This window comes from Acinetobacter sp. WCHAc010052 (genome assembly GCF_002165295.2).
GTDB classification, from domain to species: domain Bacteria; phylum Pseudomonadota; class Gammaproteobacteria; order Pseudomonadales; family Moraxellaceae; genus Acinetobacter; species Acinetobacter chinensis.
Window position 1 is genome coordinate 1,110,244 of record NZ_CP032143.1, and the last position, 16,805, is coordinate 1,127,048.

General features: G+C 42.7%; 14 protein-coding genes and 4 tRNA genes. 5 read left to right on the forward strand and 13 right to left on the reverse strand.

The features are described 5' to 3' along the window. The first annotated feature begins 100 nt into the window (after positions 1-100). Complete coding sequence (locus CDG61_RS05640) at positions 101-733, forward strand: hypothetical protein (protein ID WP_205671800.1); 633 nt, start codon at positions 101-103, stop codon at positions 731-733. Positions 734-804: 71 nt separating this feature from the next. Then, positions 805-1,761: a DUF4424 family protein gene (locus tag CDG61_RS05645; protein WP_087550708.1), complete on the forward strand. Its 957-nt coding sequence runs from the start codon at positions 805-807 to the stop codon at positions 1,759-1,761. Positions 1,762-1,807: 46 nt separating this feature from the next. Here CDG61_RS05645 and CDG61_RS05650 read toward each other — a convergent pair whose 3' ends face one another. The 4 genes from CDG61_RS05650 to CDG61_RS05665 all read right to left on the reverse strand — a co-directional run bounded on the left by CDG61_RS05650 (position 1,808) and on the right by CDG61_RS05665 (position 4,883). Then, complete coding sequence (locus CDG61_RS05650; protein WP_087550709.1) at positions 1,808-2,329, reverse strand: tetratricopeptide repeat protein; 522 nt, start codon at positions 2,327-2,329, stop codon at positions 1,808-1,810. A gap of 157 nt (positions 2,330-2,486) precedes the next feature. After that, a complete protein-coding gene (locus tag CDG61_RS05655; RefSeq protein ID WP_087550710.1) occupies positions 2,487-2,825 on the reverse strand; it encodes a DUF3325 domain-containing protein in 339 nt (112 codons plus the stop codon). Next, positions 2,822-4,537, reverse strand: a complete 1,716-nt coding sequence (locus CDG61_RS05660) for a PepSY-associated TM helix domain-containing protein (RefSeq protein WP_087550711.1) — start codon at positions 4,535-4,537, stop codon at positions 2,822-2,824. The genes CDG61_RS05655 and CDG61_RS05660 overlap by 4 nt, the downstream gene beginning before the upstream one ends. Position 4,538: 1 nt before the next feature. Further along, positions 4,539-4,883: a hypothetical protein gene (locus CDG61_RS05665; RefSeq protein ID WP_087550712.1), complete on the reverse strand. Its 345-nt coding sequence runs from the start codon at positions 4,881-4,883 to the stop codon at positions 4,539-4,541. Positions 4,884-5,204: 321 nt separating this feature from the next. On the opposite strand from CDG61_RS05665, the gene CDG61_RS05670 reads away from it, so the two are divergent. Continuing rightward, complete coding sequence (locus tag CDG61_RS05670) at positions 5,205-5,621, forward strand: hypothetical protein (RefSeq protein WP_087550713.1); 417 nt, start codon at positions 5,205-5,207, stop codon at positions 5,619-5,621. A gap of 101 nt (positions 5,622-5,722) precedes the next feature. On the opposite strand, the gene CDG61_RS05675 is transcribed toward CDG61_RS05670, so the two are convergent. From CDG61_RS05675 to pyrC, 9 genes are all read right to left on the reverse strand, one after another. Beyond that, positions 5,723-5,798: transfer RNA gene (locus CDG61_RS05675), tRNA-Glu, on the reverse strand. Between the two features lie 30 nt (positions 5,799-5,828). Continuing rightward, positions 5,829-5,904: transfer RNA gene (locus CDG61_RS05680), tRNA-Glu, on the reverse strand. Positions 5,905-6,154: 250 nt separating this feature from the next. Further along, a complete protein-coding gene (locus CDG61_RS05685; protein WP_087511103.1) occupies positions 6,155-7,573 on the reverse strand; it encodes an amino acid permease in 1,419 nt (472 codons plus the stop codon). A gap of 106 nt (positions 7,574-7,679) precedes the next feature. Beyond that, positions 7,680-7,755: transfer RNA gene (locus CDG61_RS05690), tRNA-Glu, on the reverse strand. Between the two features lie 160 nt (positions 7,756-7,915). Then, on the reverse strand, positions 7,916-9,349 hold the full coding sequence (locus CDG61_RS05695) for an amino acid permease (RefSeq protein ID WP_087550714.1): 1,434 nt from the start codon (positions 9,347-9,349) through the stop codon (positions 7,916-7,918). 229 nt (positions 9,350-9,578) lie between these two features. Next, positions 9,579-12,098: a TonB-dependent receptor plug domain-containing protein gene (locus tag CDG61_RS05700; RefSeq protein WP_087550715.1), complete on the reverse strand. Its 2,520-nt coding sequence runs from the start codon at positions 12,096-12,098 to the stop codon at positions 9,579-9,581. Between the two features lie 171 nt (positions 12,099-12,269). Then, positions 12,270-12,345 (reverse strand) — tRNA-Glu (locus tag CDG61_RS05705). 20 nt (positions 12,346-12,365) lie between these two features. Further along, entirely contained in the window at positions 12,366-13,025 is a 660-nt protein-coding gene (rnt, locus tag CDG61_RS05710) for a ribonuclease T (RefSeq protein ID WP_087550716.1), read from the reverse strand. Next, positions 13,010-14,044 carry a dihydroorotase gene (gene pyrC, locus CDG61_RS05715; RefSeq protein ID WP_087550863.1) on the reverse strand — a complete coding sequence of 345 codons (1,035 nt, stop codon included), beginning with the start codon at positions 14,042-14,044 and terminating at the stop codon, positions 13,010-13,012. The genes rnt and pyrC overlap by 16 nt, the downstream gene beginning before the upstream one ends. A 150-nt stretch (positions 14,045-14,194) precedes the next feature. Between pyrC and CDG61_RS05720 the strand changes: the two genes are divergently transcribed. Further along, entirely contained in the window at positions 14,195-15,454 is a 1,260-nt protein-coding gene (locus tag CDG61_RS05720; RefSeq protein WP_087550717.1) for a GGDEF domain-containing protein, read from the forward strand. Positions 15,455-15,516: 62 nt separating this feature from the next. Then, the gene (locus CDG61_RS05725) at positions 15,517-16,758 is read left to right on the forward strand and encodes a sensor domain-containing diguanylate cyclase (RefSeq protein WP_087550718.1); all 1,242 of its coding nucleotides are present in this window, start codon (positions 15,517-15,519) and stop codon (positions 16,756-16,758) included. Positions 16,759-16,805: the final 47 nt, after the last annotated feature.

The window sequence follows — 16,805 nt, forward strand, 5'->3', positions numbered from 1 at the left end:
TGAAAATCTTCGGGTTGTTCCTTATAGCATTGTACTTTCTTTGATTATTTTATTGAGCAGTCAATTTTATTTTAAGAGGAGAGTAGCTTGGTATCTGTACTTGGTATTGCCATTTGTTTTGTATTTCTTTTTACAGATTATTTTCCGATCTTCGCCTTTGTTGCAGTTAAAAGAGTTTGAGTGGACGCATCCTGGCTGGCAACGAGGGAGCGATGTTCAGTTGGTCTCACTTGAACTGGATGCTCATCGGGGTTCGAGACGTATTAATTCAACTTATGGGATTCTGATTTATCAGTATCAGTTTGATGGGCAAATTTATAGTACTGAACAGAGTGATGTAGCTCGGCAGTATACTTTGTGGATGAGTGATGATGCTTTGGATCTGTATCAGCTGACTGAATCTAAAATTCAGCAGTCATTTCAACAGGGGCAGAATATTGTATTGATAAACTCAAAAGATCCATCACAGTCCATCTTTTTTTACAGTCAGGACATTGTTGATATTCGAGGTTCGTGGATTTCTGAGTTTTTAGTGATTTTGCAGGTTTTACTAGGCTTGGGTGTATTTGCTGTGATCGGTATTGGAGTGAAAAAGATTATAAATCCACACAATACAATTCAAACATGGTCTAAACCTAAACGTTATGCTTTTATTGCCGTATTTTTTATCATCGCATGGAGTGTATTATTTGCAGGTTGGATTTTATTTATGTACATCAAAAATGCACCTTAAATTTAGTATTTAATCGTACCTTAATATCTGAGATTATAAACTTCTGAGCTTATAAAAAATGGAACATGATAATGAAAAAATTAATGATATTCATAAGCTTGTGTATTTCAACTCTGACATATGCCAATGATTCAACGGGCTATGTGGGAACAGGGGGAATTGAATATTTAAAGAATAAAAATATTGCGATGCAAAGCGAAGATTTATTTATCAGTAAAAAAATTATCAAAGTCGATTATCAGTTTAAGAATCTCAGCAAACAGGATGTGACAGAAACCATCTTATTTCCTTTACCTCAGTTAGATAATTATCGTGATGGAGACTTTGCCCATACCGAAGAATTATTAAAAAATTTTAAAGTTCAGGTGAATGGGAAAACTGTAGTGCCTCAAATGCATGTCCGAGCATTTATGAAGCCTTTGAAAAATGGTGAAGTCGATGAGAGTGCAAAAGAAACAGATGTGACTGATGAGTTTAAGCATTGTGGCTTTTCTGAACAAGATTTATTGACGCCTTGGATGGATGCTTATGAGAGTAAGTTTTTTTCATCCAGAATTTTTAATTGTAAAATGCCAAAAATTCAAAAACTGGTACAAGGTTATACAAAAGATCAGGAAATTTACTGGACAGGGCAAGTCATTTATAGCTGGAAGCAAACATTTAAAGCCAATTCAGTTACACAAGTGAAGCACCAGTATAAACCACTGGTTGGTGGTTTAGTTGCACTGTATGAAGATGAATATAATCAACAATTTTGTATGGATGCTCACTTTAAAAAAGGTTTGAAAAAAGCGCAGTCAGAAAATTCCTCATTCAGTGCATTGGGCTATATTTTAATGACAGGGGCGAACTGGGCAAAACCGATTGAAAATTTTAAATTAACCATTGAACGTGATCCAAAAGAACTGGTGTCATTTTGTTGGAAAGGGAAAGTCAGCAAAATTAGTCCAACACAGTTTCAGATGGTGGAGAAGAACTTTGTTCCTAAACAGGACTTGGATATTATTTATGTATATTTACGCAATTAAAGAAAGTGGGCATCAAACTCATATGGTATGAGTTTGATGCTTTGCATTATTCGGCAGAGTCTTCAGCGGTATTTGCTTTTTCCGCCCAGAAGTCTGCTTTGTCTTCATCTACGTCTACACCTAAACCATGTTCATAGATCGCGACAAGATCACGCATGGCTTGCACTTCGCCTAACTCAGCAGACTGGATCACCATTTGTACAGATTTTTCAACATCTTTCTCAACGACATCACCACGACGATAAAAACTGGAAAGCTCCAGTATAGCAGCAGGATGGCGATGCTTAACTGCTTGCTCTAACCAGCGATGCGCATGTTCAAACCAGACTTTGGCTTCTTCTGGATCTTCTTCACGTAAGTCTTTTGCATAAGCATGATAGCCTTCACCAAGCCAGTACATGGCTTCTACATGACCGAGTTGAGCCGCTTTCAGTGCCCATTCTTCTGCCAGCTGGTTATCATCTTCGTCATCACTTTCCATGTAAATTTCAGCAAGTTCAAATTGAGCTGCTGGGTTTCCCATGGCTGCACGATTGAGAAGTTCAGCAGAAATGATGATTGAAGCCATAAAAAATCCACAAGATAATAAAAAGGAAGATCAGCAATGAAAAAGTCAGTCCATGGACTGACCTTGAATGGTTGCTGATTATAGCCTGAATCCGGTCTGTATGGGATAGGACAGAATCGGATTCAGGAATGCATCATGGTTAAAGTAACTTCTGCATTTACATAAAACTGAATACTGCACTGATCAGGCTGATGATGATCATGACAATGGCAAACCATTTCAGGCGTATTGCCAGATAACTGGTGACCAGTCCAACAGATAAAGCAGAGAAGGTCAGCACAACGACCCAGTAACTGATCGCTGTACTCCAGTGATCTTTCAGGAGACAGGGAATCAATGAAAACAGTAACAGCCCCCATCCTGCCCAGCTGGCAGACCGAGTCTGAAATGGTGTTAATTCAACCAAAAAAAACTGCTTCTGATGTTTTGACATGGAACAGGCCAGTGCTGTAAATCCAAGGCAGGACAGTGACCAGATCAATAAAAACCACATCATGTCTGAGCCTCCTGTGCTGTTTCTATTTTAGCTCTGGTTTTTTTTACAGGCAGTCCAGTGTGATTTTTCACTTTATAAAAACTGTATGCAAACAGCAGGGCAAGTACCCACATGATGAGGTCAAATGAGGCAATCATCCACTGAGCATTGGCGATACTGTTCCATAAGGCTTGACCACCTGTCATAAAGTTCAGGACGGGCAGTAAAGCAAAAAGGAGAGTTGCACATGCCAGCAGTTCAAGCCATGCCTGACGGTGATTACGGATCATGGCGTAGAGCAGTGTGATGAGCCAGACAATGAAGAAACTACGGATTTCCCAGTTCAGACGCATGTCCATTTCAGCAGGAATCAGGCGGTTTGCGTAAAAATAGGCTGCACAGGCAATCGGTAGTCCAATGATAGCTGCAATATTGGTCACTTCCATCACACGGTAACCCACAGACTTATAGCCCTGTTTCTGCTGTTGCGGTGCTCTTTTAACACACCACAGAATCAGACCCGTTGCGATCATTAATGTACCTACAACGCCAGACAGGAACAGTAACCAGCGCAGAGCCAGATCAACTCCGCGTGCTTCATGCAGGACGGTTACAACATTATAAATTCCGGCAGGAATGGATGGGTTGGCAAGGCTTTCACCGTCTTTACTGATTTTTTGACCTGTAACGCCATCAAATTTCAGACTGGCATAAACGTTACGATGTGCCACACTTTCCGCATGTAGTGCACGCAGTTCAATTTTTGCCTGACTGGTATTGGGTGCAATGATACTGATGGATGCAATCGGGTTATTTTTCCACTGTGACTGAGTATAGCGGATAACAGGAGCAAGATCTGTCAGTGCTGCCGGCTGACCTGTTTCATCTTTTTTATGCTTGCGACCTTCGCCACGGCCGCCGCTGCGGCGTTCTGATCTGCCTTTCAGCTCAGACTGCGCTGTATGATTTTTTTGTGCATTGTCAGGATTCTGCTGAATTAAACCCGCCCGCTGATCCTGGAGAAACTCCTGACGGCTTTCGTAGACCTGATTGATCCCCCAGGGCATCAGAGTGAACATCAGCAGCAGCAGTCCACTGAATGTGATCATGATGTGAAAAGGCAGGGCAAAGACTGCTGTTGCATTGTGTGCATCGAGCCATGAGCGCTGTCCCTTACCAGGACGGAAAGTAAAGAAGTCCTTAAAGATTTTTTTGTGGGTAATGATGCCGCTGATAATTGCCACCAGCATCAGCATGGTTGCAAGCCCCACAATCCAGCGTGCCCAGATACGATCCATTCCATACAGTTCAAAATGGAAACGGTACAGGAAACTTCCCCCACGTGTTTCGCGGTTTTCGATTTTCTCACCTGTCGCACTGTCTATGGTAATGCGTTCCCCACCACGGCGTGCCTGCAGATCTTCACCCTGTTTACGGATGTTCAGTTCAGTTGTGGTCTGGCGTGAGTTGGGCAGTTGAACAGTCCAGCTGCCAGCATCAGGATAGTTTTTCTGTAAATAGTTCAGCGCTACCTGAGTCTGCTCAATCTGTGATTGTGCAGGAATGGACTGATGGCTTTCGGGTTTCATCCATACCGAAATTTCGGTCTGAAAAAAACTCAGTGTACCTGTCAGAAAAATCGCATAGAGCAACCATCCTAAAATCAGGCTTGCCCAGGTATGCAGCCAGGACATGGACTGGCGTGGCCCTTCTGTTTTGTCATCTATGCGCATATCAGTTCCCCATCATTTTATAGAGTGCAAATAAAATGAGGCAGGGCAGCACAATACCTAAAGTTGCTTTCACGGTTTTTTTGACCATGAAGATCCAGATAAAAGTAGCGCAATAAACGCAGAATGCAATCAAGGTTGCAGACATGACAGCAGCAGCCCGATATTCAGCAAAGTATTGTGCAATCACGATGGCAGAAAGTGCTGAAAGTGCATAACCACCTGCAAAAGCGAGTACAAATCTGTAGAAAATCATGATTCGGTACTGATTGAGAGAGGTCACGGTTTTTTTCGGCTGAGAATGAATAGGAACGGATGTACTGACATCAAGTCCAGTCGGATTGTTCATGAGCGGAGAAGATTTGTTGAAACATAATGTAAATGATATCAATTATCATTAATAATTAACAGGGCTGATTTTAAAAAAATATATTGAATCAGTGATATAGAAAATTCAGTCAAAAAAGACTGAATCGGGTTGAATTAAAATTTAAAGAGAGAAAGGTATTGGGGCTGAAGCATGATTCTGTGAAAGATGATTGAAGAATTACACAACTGCAACAGAAGCCTGTTCAAGCTTATTAAAGTAATAATAAATAGTCACACATGCAGATGCCGGAGTTTCTTATGATAAGCAGGCAAAATAATAATTGTAAAAAATGGAGCAAAAATGAAAATAACAGCAAAGCAATGGATGTTGATGATCTCACTTGGACTGTATTCTGGTTTGAGTATGGCAGCAGTCTGTAACAGTCAGATTAACAACAATGCAGTGGGTGGATTGAGTGTCCCTGCAAATGCGACCTGTATTATCAATGGTACTGCTGTCGATGGTAATGTGAATGTACAGAAAGGCGGTTCACTGGTACTGCATAATTCTTCGGTCAGTGGCAGTATTCAGGCTGATGCAGCAAAGTCGGTTCAACTGATCAATTCTGCAGTTGAAGGCGATGTCAGAACAGCAGGTGTTACGGGTTTACTGAAAGTGGATAAATCATCTGTTGAAGGAAAACTTTACTGTTCTTCTGCAACCAGGTTACAGGCAAATATGAGCAGTATTAATGGAACAGTCGGTAAGTGTAAATAACTGAAAAGATGTTTCGGTTTTCATATACAGATTTAATAAAATAAAAAAGCCTGATGCTTAATGCTCAGGCTTTTTTATGAAAGATAAATACTTTCAGAATATGGCGTCCCTACGGGGATTCGAACCCCGGTTACCGCCGTGAAAGGGCGATGTCCTAGGCCTCTAGACGATAGGGACTTATATGAGGCAATACTTCTGAAAAATTAATGGCGTCCCTACGGGGATTCGAACCCCGGTTACCGCCGTGAAAGGGCGATGTCCTAGGCCTCTAGACGATAGGGACGTTTCAGAGGTGGGCGTATATTAGGTTGAAAATACGGAGGTGTCAAATCATTTCAGGGAATAAAACTTAAAAAAATGACTGGATGTATGAAAATAAATCACTTATGCAAAATTGGAATAAAAATACAGCAATTTAAGAGTTCTTTCGTACTTTTGACTTCATTTTTCTGAGATCAGTAAATGATGCGAATTGAACTTTATAAATAAAAAAAGAGCAGTTAAAACTGCTCTTTTTAAGTATGGGGACTGTTTTAGGATTTTTTGTGATAAAGCAGGTAGTAACTGATATAGCATCCTGCAATAAAAATCAGACAGCCAATAAAACCTGGCAGCATTTCTGGATCAAAAACCATGCTGATACAGGTGATCAGACAGAACAGGAAACCCAGAACAGGAACAACAGGGAACAGCGGTGCTGCAAATCCTAAGTCTTTGGCAGTTTTACCCTGTTTATACCATTGGCGACGGAAGTTGAACTGGCTCAGACAGATACTCATCCACACCACCACCATGGTAAAAGCTGCAATTCCCAACAGATTTTTAAAGATAGTTTCCGGTGCAAATTTTTCTGAAAGTAAGCCTGGTAATCCACCCAGCATAGTTACGATAACTGCAACATAAGGAATGCCGCGAGTGTTTACGCGGGAAAATATGGCAGGTAACTGCTTCTGATAAGATAAAGACCACATCATACGGGATGCAGCAAACAACCCTGAGTTTGCAGCTGACAACAGTGCCGTGATAATGACAAAACGGATAATATCTTCTGCGTAAGGAATACCGATATGATCAAACACAGTTACGAAAGGACTGCTGCTGACACCTTCTGCGTCCAGTCCTGCCATCTGATGGGGCAACAGCGCACTGATCACAACAATCGTTCCTACAAAGAAAATCAGCAGGCGCCAGATGGCTGTATTGATTGCTTTAGGCACATTTTTGGCAGGATCCTGAGTTTCACCTGCAGCAACACCAATCAGTTCTGTCCCTGAAAATGCAAAATTTACAATCAGCATGGTGGCAAAAATTGGAAACAGACCTTCAGGGAACCAGCCTTGAGCAGTCAGATTGCTGAACAGTGGCGCAGATTCATAATCCTGATAGCTCAGTACACCTGTAATGGCAAGCAAGCCCAGCAGGATGAAAGCAATCACAGTTACGACTTTGACCAATGCCAGCCAGAACTCAGACTCTGCAAACCAGCGGGTCGAACTCATATTCATTGCAAAGACAAATGCTGCAAAAATAATGGTCCAGATCCATACGGAAATATGGGGAAACCACTCCTGCATCAATAAAGCAGCTGCGGTAAATTCTGTGCCCAGTGTGGCAGCCCAGGTCAGCCAGTATAACCAGGTGATGGTATATCCGGTGCCAGGTCCGATATATTGTCTGGCATATGCACCAAATGAGCCTGAAACTGGCATATGGACAGCCAGTTCACCCAGGCAGAGCATAACCATGTAAGCAATGACACCGCCCAGAATGTATGAAATGATAGCGCCAACAGGACCAGTCTGTGCAATTACTTCACCAGAACCCAGGAATAAACCTGTTCCAATTGCCCCACCCAGTGAAATCATAACCAGATGCCGGGTGCTCATGGCACGCTTTAATGGCGCGGAACTGTCCTGTGATACAGAATCTTCCGTATTATGACTTGTCTGCATAACTGAAAAAATGAAAATGTGTAATGAAGCGCGCTATTGTAGTGAAAAATGCCAATACTGCAATGTAATAATGATAAATAGCGAAAGAAAATAAAGAAGATATAGATGGCGTCCCTACGGGGATTCGAACCCCGGTTACCGCCGTGAAAGGGCGATGTCCTAGGCCTCTAGACGATAGGGACGTTGCGAGGTGATGCGTATATTATGGATTTTTTTACAGGGTGTCAAACCAAACTGAATGTTATTTTTATAATGCTGATTTAAATGGATAAAAAATGTGTTATTTCATAAAAAAGGTACAGAGAAAAGTCTGTACCTTTTTTATTTATGGCAATCATCAGATTATTTTTTTGGATGATAAAGCCAGTAATAGCTGGCATAACATGCAGCCATAAACAACAGACATCCAATAAATCCAGACAGCATTTCAGGGTCTGCAGCCATACTTAAACCTGTTGCGGTACAGCAGACAAAACCAAGTATGGGCACGAGTGGATACCAGGGCGTTCTGAATTTTAATTCACTGAGCTGATGTCCCTGCTTCAACCACTGACGACGGAAATTAAACTGACTCCAGCAGATACTCATCCAGACAATCACCATGGTGAACGCAGCCACACCCAGCAGGTTTTTGAAAATAACATCAGCACCGAACTGTTCAGACAGTAAACCTGGCAGACCACCGATCATGGTCACCAGTACCGCTATATACGGAATACCAGATCGTGTAATTTTGCTGAAAACTTTAGGCAGCTGTCCCTGTGCAGATAAAGCCCACATCATACGCGAAGCCGCATACAGACCTGAGTTGGCAGTCGACAGTAAGGCTGTGATAATGACAAAGCGCATGATGTCTTCAGCATAAGGAATCCCCATCAGGTTAAAGACAGAAACGAAAGGGCTGCTGCTGATGCCATCACCATGTGCTGGTGCATTGATTCCTGCATCCTGGTAGGGCAACAGGGAGCTGATGACAATAATCGTCCCGACAAAGAAAATCATGAGGCGCCATACGGCAGCATGAATGGCTTTCGGTACATTCTGTTCAGGATTTTCTGTCTCGCCTGCTGCAATTCCGATCATTTCTGTACCGTTAAAGGCGAAATTTACAATCAGCAGAGTGGTAAACAGTGGAATCAGACCATTTGGCAGCCAGCCATGTTCAGTCAGATTGCTGAAAAGTGGAGCAGAACTGTAGCCCTGAAATGGGATAAATCCAAAGATTGCGCCAGCACCCAGCAAAATGAAAATCAGTACCGTTGCAACCTTAATCATGGACAGCCAAAATTCAGATTCTGCAAATGTCCGGGTGGAGCTCAGGTTGGAGAGTAAAACCCCCGCTGCAAAAATAAGTGTCCATAACCAGATGGATGTGGTGGGGAACCATTCCTGCATCAGGATTGCAGCAGCAGTAAACTCTGTTCCCAGTGTTGCGGACCAGCCCAGCCAGTACATCCAGGACACCATATAGCCTGTACCTGGACCGATATACTGAGTGGCAAATGCACCGAAAGAACCTGATACAGGTAAATGTACAGCCAGTTCGCCCAGGCAGAGCATGACCATATAGGCGATCAGACCACCAATAATATACGCAGTCACAGCACCCAGCGGTCCAGCCTGTGAAATGACTTCGCCAGAACCCATAAACAGTCCTGTACCAATTGCCCCTCCCAAAGAAAGCATAATCAGATGCCGTTTGCTCATGGCACGTTTCAGGGAAGGGCTTTGCTCCTCGGCAGTATCTGTCTGCGAAGGTTGAGAGGGAGAATGCATAACAAGATGAACTGAATTTTAAAGCAGTATTTTAAGTGTTGATTACATGAAATTTCAAATAAATTTAAAACAACAACAGTTTTGGGTCATTGTTGTGAATATTTAAAAGGATGGCTCCATTTTTTATGGTGATCCTGCAGTGCTTATTGCAGTGAGCTGCAGCAGATATCATCCGGAGACAATATCTGCCTGTGTATATTATGAATATATACTGAAGTCAGTGGGCTGTTTAAAATTTAAAAGTCACATCTGCAATGAACTGACGACCATATTCGGCATTTATCTGTCCAGTTGAATCAATATATTCATTGTTTTTATTGGTTATATTGTTGATGGTCAATCCAAAGACCGTGCTGTAGTTTTTAGAAACAGGCAATGTGTAGGTTCCACGCATGTCCCAGGCAAAAGTACTGGCATTTTTTACTGGGGTGTAACTGTCATAAATGTTGCCGTCTGTATCTGTGTATCCATTGGCTTTCAATTTCATGGCATCATAATGATATTTATAAGTCATGAAGTTACTGATTCGGACGGGCAGATCAGTCAGTGCAATGTCCCAGCCTGTACGGACAGTCCAGGGCTGATTAAAATTGTCGGCTGGACGGTTGCCGGATTGCATGATTTTGCCATCATAATAAATCAGGCTGTTCGGATCTTCATAACGATCATTATAAGAGCTGAAGTTACGCTGTGTGTCAGTATAATCCACTCCCAGGCTGAAATGGTGCAGGGTATTTTTAAATGGCAGAGCCTCAATATTTTTAAGGCTTAGCGTGAAGATATCAGACTTTGAAAAACCTGTATTATCAAGTTCATAAATACTGTACGTTCCTGAGCCTGTCGGTTTAGGCACTGTCTGATAGAGGGTCTGCCGTAATATATCCTGAGTATCACGGTTCACCCATTTTAATGACCAGTCAATATTTGCATGTTGCCCATTGATGGCAAAAACAGTCTCATCACTGAAAGGGGTATCCAGCTGATTGCTGAGCTGCATTGCCCCATATCTTGAGCCTGCTGTCTCTGTCCATGCATCGATGACACTGTTTCGTGTCTGAGTGGACTGCAGCATTCTTTTTCTGTTCTGCAGTTCATTGGCAAATGCATTCAGACCATAATAGCGGTTCCATCCTGTGGTAAAACGCAGGGAACTGTCACCAAAAGGCATATAGCTGAAAGAACTTCGCGGAGCAAAATTATTATTTTTTGAGAGTGAGTCATAATCTGCGCGCAGTCCCAGTGTCGCTGAAAAATAGCGGTCGTAGTCCATTCTGTTTTCCAGGTAGGCATGCCAGCGATCCTGCCGTACTGCAATATCACCTGCGCCATAGACAGTTCTCGTTTTGGCATATTGTCCATCGTATTTTGCTGCATTTGTGGTTGCTTCATCACATGCATCGTAACGGATACCTTCTGCTGAATAACAGGATGCTCCTTTCAAATTGGTAGTGCTGACATACCAGTAGCTGTCATTTTCTCTATGATTGAATGCTTCATAATGACCATAACCCGCGCCCATTTTGAAGGTGTTCTGGAGTTTGCCAAAGCTGATCGGTGCAAAACTGGTTTTGAGGGTGTATTCCAGCTTTTGTTCTTCCTGTTCAAACTGCCCAAAGCTGCCTTCCTGTGCCAGTGTGCCGGTATTGATCCAGTTTTTGGATTCGGATCTTAACCAGCTGTAGAGATGATCCTGTCCATCCCGTGCTCTGTTCTGAGTCTGATAGTTCAGCTGCTGTTCAATTTTCACTGCATCCAGCTCATTTTTCATCTGGATATAAAAAGCCTGGCTGTCTGAAGTATGAGTTGTTGCCGAATTTTTTACATTGTCCTGAAAATAATCCCCGCTATCTTCAAAAAGAAGCATGCCAAATTTTAACTGGGTCTGATCAGTGAGCGCGTAAAAGGTTTCCAGGGCGAAGTTGCTGGCCTGTCGCTCCTGTTCGGCATGAGTTGGATCGTTGAGAGATGTTTTCAGCGGAATATCCGACCAGCGATGAGAACCTGCAAGATTAAAACCGAGTCTGTCTGTTAAGTTTCCATAGAGTGTTCCGCTGAGACCCTGTTTGGTATAACGTTTCTGGTATGACTCTGACACAGAGTTTTCATACTTTGATTCTTCTTCCTGACTGACATAATTCTGCGTTGCCCATTTATCTGAAGTGTAGTCATAGGACAGACTTCCATGAAACTGGTTAACAGCGGTCTGTGGTGCGCAGGTTTCAGCTGAAACGACACCGCCTGTGAACTCACCGTATTCGGCACTGACATTACTGTCCAGAACCGTCACGTTGCACAGCAGGTCGGTGTTGACAGCGACCGTCTGACTGGAACCCATAAGGTCGGTATTACTGTTGGACGAGGCACTGCTGGCAGGGTTGATATTGTCGTTGATACTCAGTCCATTAATCAGAAATTTATTTTCATAAGGCAATGAACCATTAATGCTGATTTCAGCAGGGGACAGTTCACCTTGCTGACGACCTGAGCGCTGTTTTCTGTCGAACTGAACATTTGGATTTACTTTTAATAAATCAGTGATGTTCTTACTGCTGTTGGGCGTATTTTTTATTTCTTCTTCGGTATACGTGGTTTTACCGACCGTATTTCCCTTTTCTGCCTGGGTTTTGATGGGTTGTAACTGTGGGACTTCTACGGTTTGTTCTGGTACGGGTATTTCAGTTGTTGCGGAAATGGATGCGCTGATGACGGAGAGTATGGCAAAGGCGAGCGGAGATAGAGCAGGGCGCATAGTGTATAGAATATGTAAATATTAATGCTAGCGATTATCATTAACTTTAATATTGTAATCAATAGTAATGAGAATTATTTTCAATAAAAATATATAATTGAAATTCAGAATTTAATTGAAAAAAATGAAGTGTCTGAAAAAGACATAACAGAAGGAATGGTGTACAGATAATGGCGTCCCTACGGGGATTCGAACCCCGGTTACCGCCGTGAAAGGGCGATGTCCTAGGCCTCTAGACGATAGGGACGTTTTGAGGATGGCGGTATCTTATTGATCCGCCACCATTGTGTCAAGTAAGTGGGGTGCGAGTTTGTTCAAAATGTAGCAGAACAGTTCAGCTGTTTTCTGCGTGTCATAAAGTGCAGAGTGCGCTTCTTTACCATCAAACTCGATTCCAGCCTGGATACAGGATTTTGCCAGTACCGTCTGCCCAAACATGACAGCACTTAAAGTCACTGTGTCAAAAACAGAAAAGCTGTGAAACGGGTTCTGGTTTTTGGTACCGGTACGCGCAATAGCTGCCTGTACAAAGCCCAGATCAAAGTGTGCATTATGCCCGACTAAAACCGCATGAGTGCAGTTCTGCTGACGGCGTACTTCATTGACTGCTTTGAAAATACGTTTCAGTGCGGATTTTTCATCTTCTGCCATTGCCATACGCATAGGGTTGAATGGGTCTACACCAATAAAATCCAGTGAGCGACGATCCAGGTTTGCACCTTCAAAAGGATTGATATGTGCATGATAAGCCTGACCTGGAACAAACTGACCAGATTCATCATATACTATTGGAATTGCCGCAATTTCCAGTAAGGCATCTGTCTGAGCATTAAAGCCCGCAGTTTCGACATCGACAACTACAGGCAGAAATCCACGAAAACGCTGACCAATCACTGGCAAGGTTTCATCTGTCACACTTTTCTCCATTGGATGGTTTTACCCGCATACAGCGGAATAATCTGTTCACCATCCAGATAGTCTAAACTTTCAGGAATGACCTGATCTTCTTTTACAAGGGTAATCGTATTTGTATTGCGTGGCAAACCATAGAAGTCTGCACCGAAATGACTGGCAAAGCCCTCAAGGCGTTCAATTCGACCCACCTGATCAAATGCCTGCGCATATAATTCAATTGCAGTCGGAGCACTGTAGCACCCAGCACAGCCACATGCATTTTCTTTGGCATTTTTTGAATGCGGCGCACTGTCTGTACCAAGGAAAAATTTAGGATTACCACTGGTCGCCACTTCAAGCAGTGTCTGTTGATGAGACTGACGTTTCAGAATAGGCAGACAGTAGAAGTGAGGCTTAACACCACCGACCAGTAAGTCGTTGCGGTTGAACAGTAAATGCTGTGGCGTGATGGTTGCTGCAACATTCCGGTCCTGTTCCAGGACAAAATGAGCCGCTTCACTGGTGGTGATATGCTCTAGAACCAGTTTCAGTTTCGGGAACTGTTGCAGTAAAGGAGACAGTACTTCATCGACAAAACGCTTTTCACGGTCAAAAATATCAACATGATGATGAGTGACTTCACCGTGCAGCAATAAAGGAACCTGATGTTCTTCCATCTGCTCAATGACAGCATACACTTTACTGATGTCACTGACACCACTGTCTGAGTTTGTAGTCGCCCCGGCAGGATAAAGTTTAATGGCATTTACATGTTCAGAGTTCTTGATTTTCAGAACTTCTGCCGGTGAGGTCAGATCTGTAAAATAAAGCACCATGCGTGGGTCAAAATTTACACCTTCAGGAACATGCTGCATGATCCGTTCACGGTATGCATTGGCTTCTTCAACGGTTTTTACCGGTGGAACCAGGTTCGGCATGCAGATCGCCCGTGCAAACTGATTTGCCAGGTCCGGAACAGTACGTTGCAGGGAAAGTCCATCGCGTAAATGCGCATGCCAGTCATCTGGCTGAAGAAGAGTAATTGAGTTCAAGGTCATGCCGATCTTAGAAATAAAACAAATGATAATGCATAAATGTGAAAATGATAACGTTAAATAAAGATAAATGGTGTCATAAAGCTAAATTAAGCCAGATAAACTGTGCTATTTTTAAGCCATTATAAAAATTATATTTTTATCTGAATGGAATATAAATATAAACTTGCCAAGTTACAGTATGACAAGGAAAAAATTGAGGGGTTGATCTCACGTCAGAAAAGGCGGGCAGGTCAGGTTTTTCCAAAGCAGCTTGAACTTGAGTTCTGGGAGCAATACCTGGAAAGGGCACGGGACAATATTAATCAGTACTTCTGGTCAGGAGTGCTGACGTATTTCATTTTTATTTTATTGATCGTTCCGGGTGATTACTGGATTATTGATAAAACACACTTCAGATATGACTTTATTCATAGTTTGCTTGGACTGGTCAATGGCGCACTCTGTCTATTGGCATTGTTCTTCTTCGCACATTATAAAAAACTGAAACCGTTTTTTCCCTGGGCGTCCATGGCTATTGTCCTGTGGGCAGTCATCAGCATGACCTGGCTGACCATGACAGTTCATACTGAAGCACTGAAACATCAGGCGATGATGATTATCTGTACCATTTATATCATGGGCTATGTGCTGACAGGTGTTAAACCGTTTCATATGCTGCTGACAGGGCTTATGGCTGCCATTATTGCACTGATTATCCTGATGGTTTCATTCGTAAAGATTGATGTCATGGTCATGTCCAGAGTACTGGTTGGCAGCTGTGTGATGGGTTTTCTGATCAGTAAAATGCTGTGTACCCGTGAACGTATGATTTTCCTGATCATGCATCAGGCAAAAATCAGTGAACGGATCAATATTATTCATACCAATGAATTACTGCATTTAAGCCAGCATGATGAACTGACCAAGATATCAAACCGCCGTAATTTTGATGAAATGCTGAATGTCCTTTACGATCAGGCAAAGCGTAATAAAACTGCTCTGTCATTGCTGTTTATCGATGTCGATCATTTCAAAAACTATAATGATTATTATGGGCACCAGAAAGGTGATGATGTCATTTCCTCCATAGCACGTGCAATTAAAGATGCGATTCGCCATATGGATTTTGTGGCGCGATATGGCGGTGAGGAATTTGTGGTGCTTTTACCCGAAACCGATGCACATGGTGCTTATGCGGTTGCATCCAATATTTATAAAGGGATAGACAGGCTCGCTATTCCACATGCAAAGTCACTTGTGTCAAAGCATGTCACGATCAGTCTGGGGTTTACAGTTTATCGTGGCGAAACAGATTTAACTGAACATGAGTTTTTATCAGTAGCCGATCAGGCGCTGTACCGAGCCAAGCAACTGGGAAGAAATCAGATTTATTTTCAGTCCATGCAGACTGAACAGGTTGCCTGATGATGTGTTTTTTCAGCACTGGGTCAGCAGCATCTGACTGATGCAGGTATTTTGCTTTTATTATGGATATTGAACAGCAAGTCACAGAGCTTCAGCGGGATAAGCAGAAAATAGAAGCCGTGTTGCAGCAACAGCACAATCGTATGCAGTCCATCTTTTCCGTGGAGCTTGAGCAGAAGTTCTGGAAAGACAGAGAGGACAGACTTACACGCCTGATCGTCAGGGCATTTTTTCCTGCGACTGTATTTTATCTGTTTTTTGAATTAATCAGCTTGCCATTGAATTATTTCAGTATGGCTGCTGAGTTTCGTCGACATGATATTTCATTGATTATGACTTCATATACAACGGGGTGGCTGGCGTTATTTTCCATTTTCATTATGTCCAGAAATGATCAATGGAAAAAGTATTATTCTGTCGTTGTAACGACCGTGATCTGTATCAGCCTGACCGTTGTTCAGAGTGTACTGTTGTCTGTACAGTCGGTTGAGATGAGCTGGCGTGGTACGCTGATTATTATCATTGCACTGATGTTTGCTTATCTCTGTTCTGGTCTGCGTCCACGTAATATGCTTTTTGCAGGGCTGCTGTCAGCTGTACTGACATTGATCTATCTGGAAACAGTGTCTACGCATGTTTCATCGCTTGTACTTTCCAATGTATTTTTACTTGGAAATCTGGTTGGACTGGGTTTGTCTGTTTTAACCATATCAACGGAAAGAATCCGTTTTTTACAGTCGATCATTATCAAACTCGACAGCCAGATTCATGAGTTACTTGGACAGCATTTATATACATTAAGCCATCAGGATACACTGACTGCGCTGATGAACCGTCGTGGGTTTGAAGATCGCTTTAGTCTACTGTTCAGGGAGGCACAGGAACAGCAGGCTCCACTGGCTTTATTGTTTATCGATGTGGATTTTTTCAAACTTTATAATGATTTTTATGGGCATCAGAATGGTGATATTGCTTTAATCCGTGTTGCTCAGACCCTGAAGCGTCTCAGTGGTGAGCAGGGAGTGGCAGTTCGTTTTGGTGGCGAAGAGTTTTTACTGGTATTGAAAAATACAGATATGCAGAATGCTGTTCTGATAGCTGAATCCATTCTGACTGATATCCGTGAACAGTGTATTCCTCATGCAGACTCAAGTGTTTCTGAGTATCTGACCTTAAGCATTGGGGTGGCGGTGTATACCGGCGCTGAAAATATCAGTGAATATGATCTTTTAAATCAGGCCGATAATGCATTGTATCAAGCTAAACGGCAGGGACGGGATCGGGTGATGGCTGCTCACTACTGAAATCCTGTTTAGGCTGCAATAAAAAAGCCACTGATTACAGTGGCTTT

Coding starts and splice junctions, on each gene's coding strand:
- CDG61_RS05720 (WP_087550717.1), top strand. CDS start 14,195: ATGGAATATAAATATAAACTTGCCAAGTTACAGTATGACAAGGAAAAA.
- CDG61_RS05665 (WP_087550712.1), bottom strand. CDS start 4,883: ATGAACAATCCGACTGGACTTGATGTCAGTACATCCGTTCCTATTCAT.
- CDG61_RS05655 (WP_087550710.1), bottom strand. CDS start 2,825: ATGATGTGGTTTTTATTGATCTGGTCACTGTCCTGCCTTGGATTTACA.
- rnt (WP_087550716.1), bottom strand. CDS start 13,025: ATGGAGAAAAGTGTGACAGATGAAACCTTGCCAGTGATTGGTCAGCGT.
- CDG61_RS05670 (WP_087550713.1), top strand. CDS start 5,205: ATGAAAATAACAGCAAAGCAATGGATGTTGATGATCTCACTTGGACTG.
- CDG61_RS05650 (WP_087550709.1), bottom strand. CDS start 2,329: ATGGCTTCAATCATCATTTCTGCTGAACTTCTCAATCGTGCAGCCATG.
- CDG61_RS05725 (WP_087550718.1), top strand. CDS start 15,517: ATGGATATTGAACAGCAAGTCACAGAGCTTCAGCGGGATAAGCAGAAA.
- CDG61_RS05645 (WP_087550708.1), top strand. CDS start 805: ATGAAAAAATTAATGATATTCATAAGCTTGTGTATTTCAACTCTGACA.
- CDG61_RS05695 (WP_087550714.1), bottom strand. CDS start 9,349: ATGCATTCTCCCTCTCAACCTTCGCAGACAGATACTGCCGAGGAGCAA.
- CDG61_RS05685 (WP_087511103.1), bottom strand. CDS start 7,573: ATGCAGACAAGTCATAATACGGAAGATTCTGTATCACAGGACAGTTCC.
- CDG61_RS05660 (WP_087550711.1), bottom strand. CDS start 4,537: ATGCGCATAGATGACAAAACAGAAGGGCCACGCCAGTCCATGTCCTGG.
- CDG61_RS05700 (WP_087550715.1), bottom strand. CDS start 12,098: ATGCGCCCTGCTCTATCTCCGCTCGCCTTTGCCATACTCTCCGTCATC.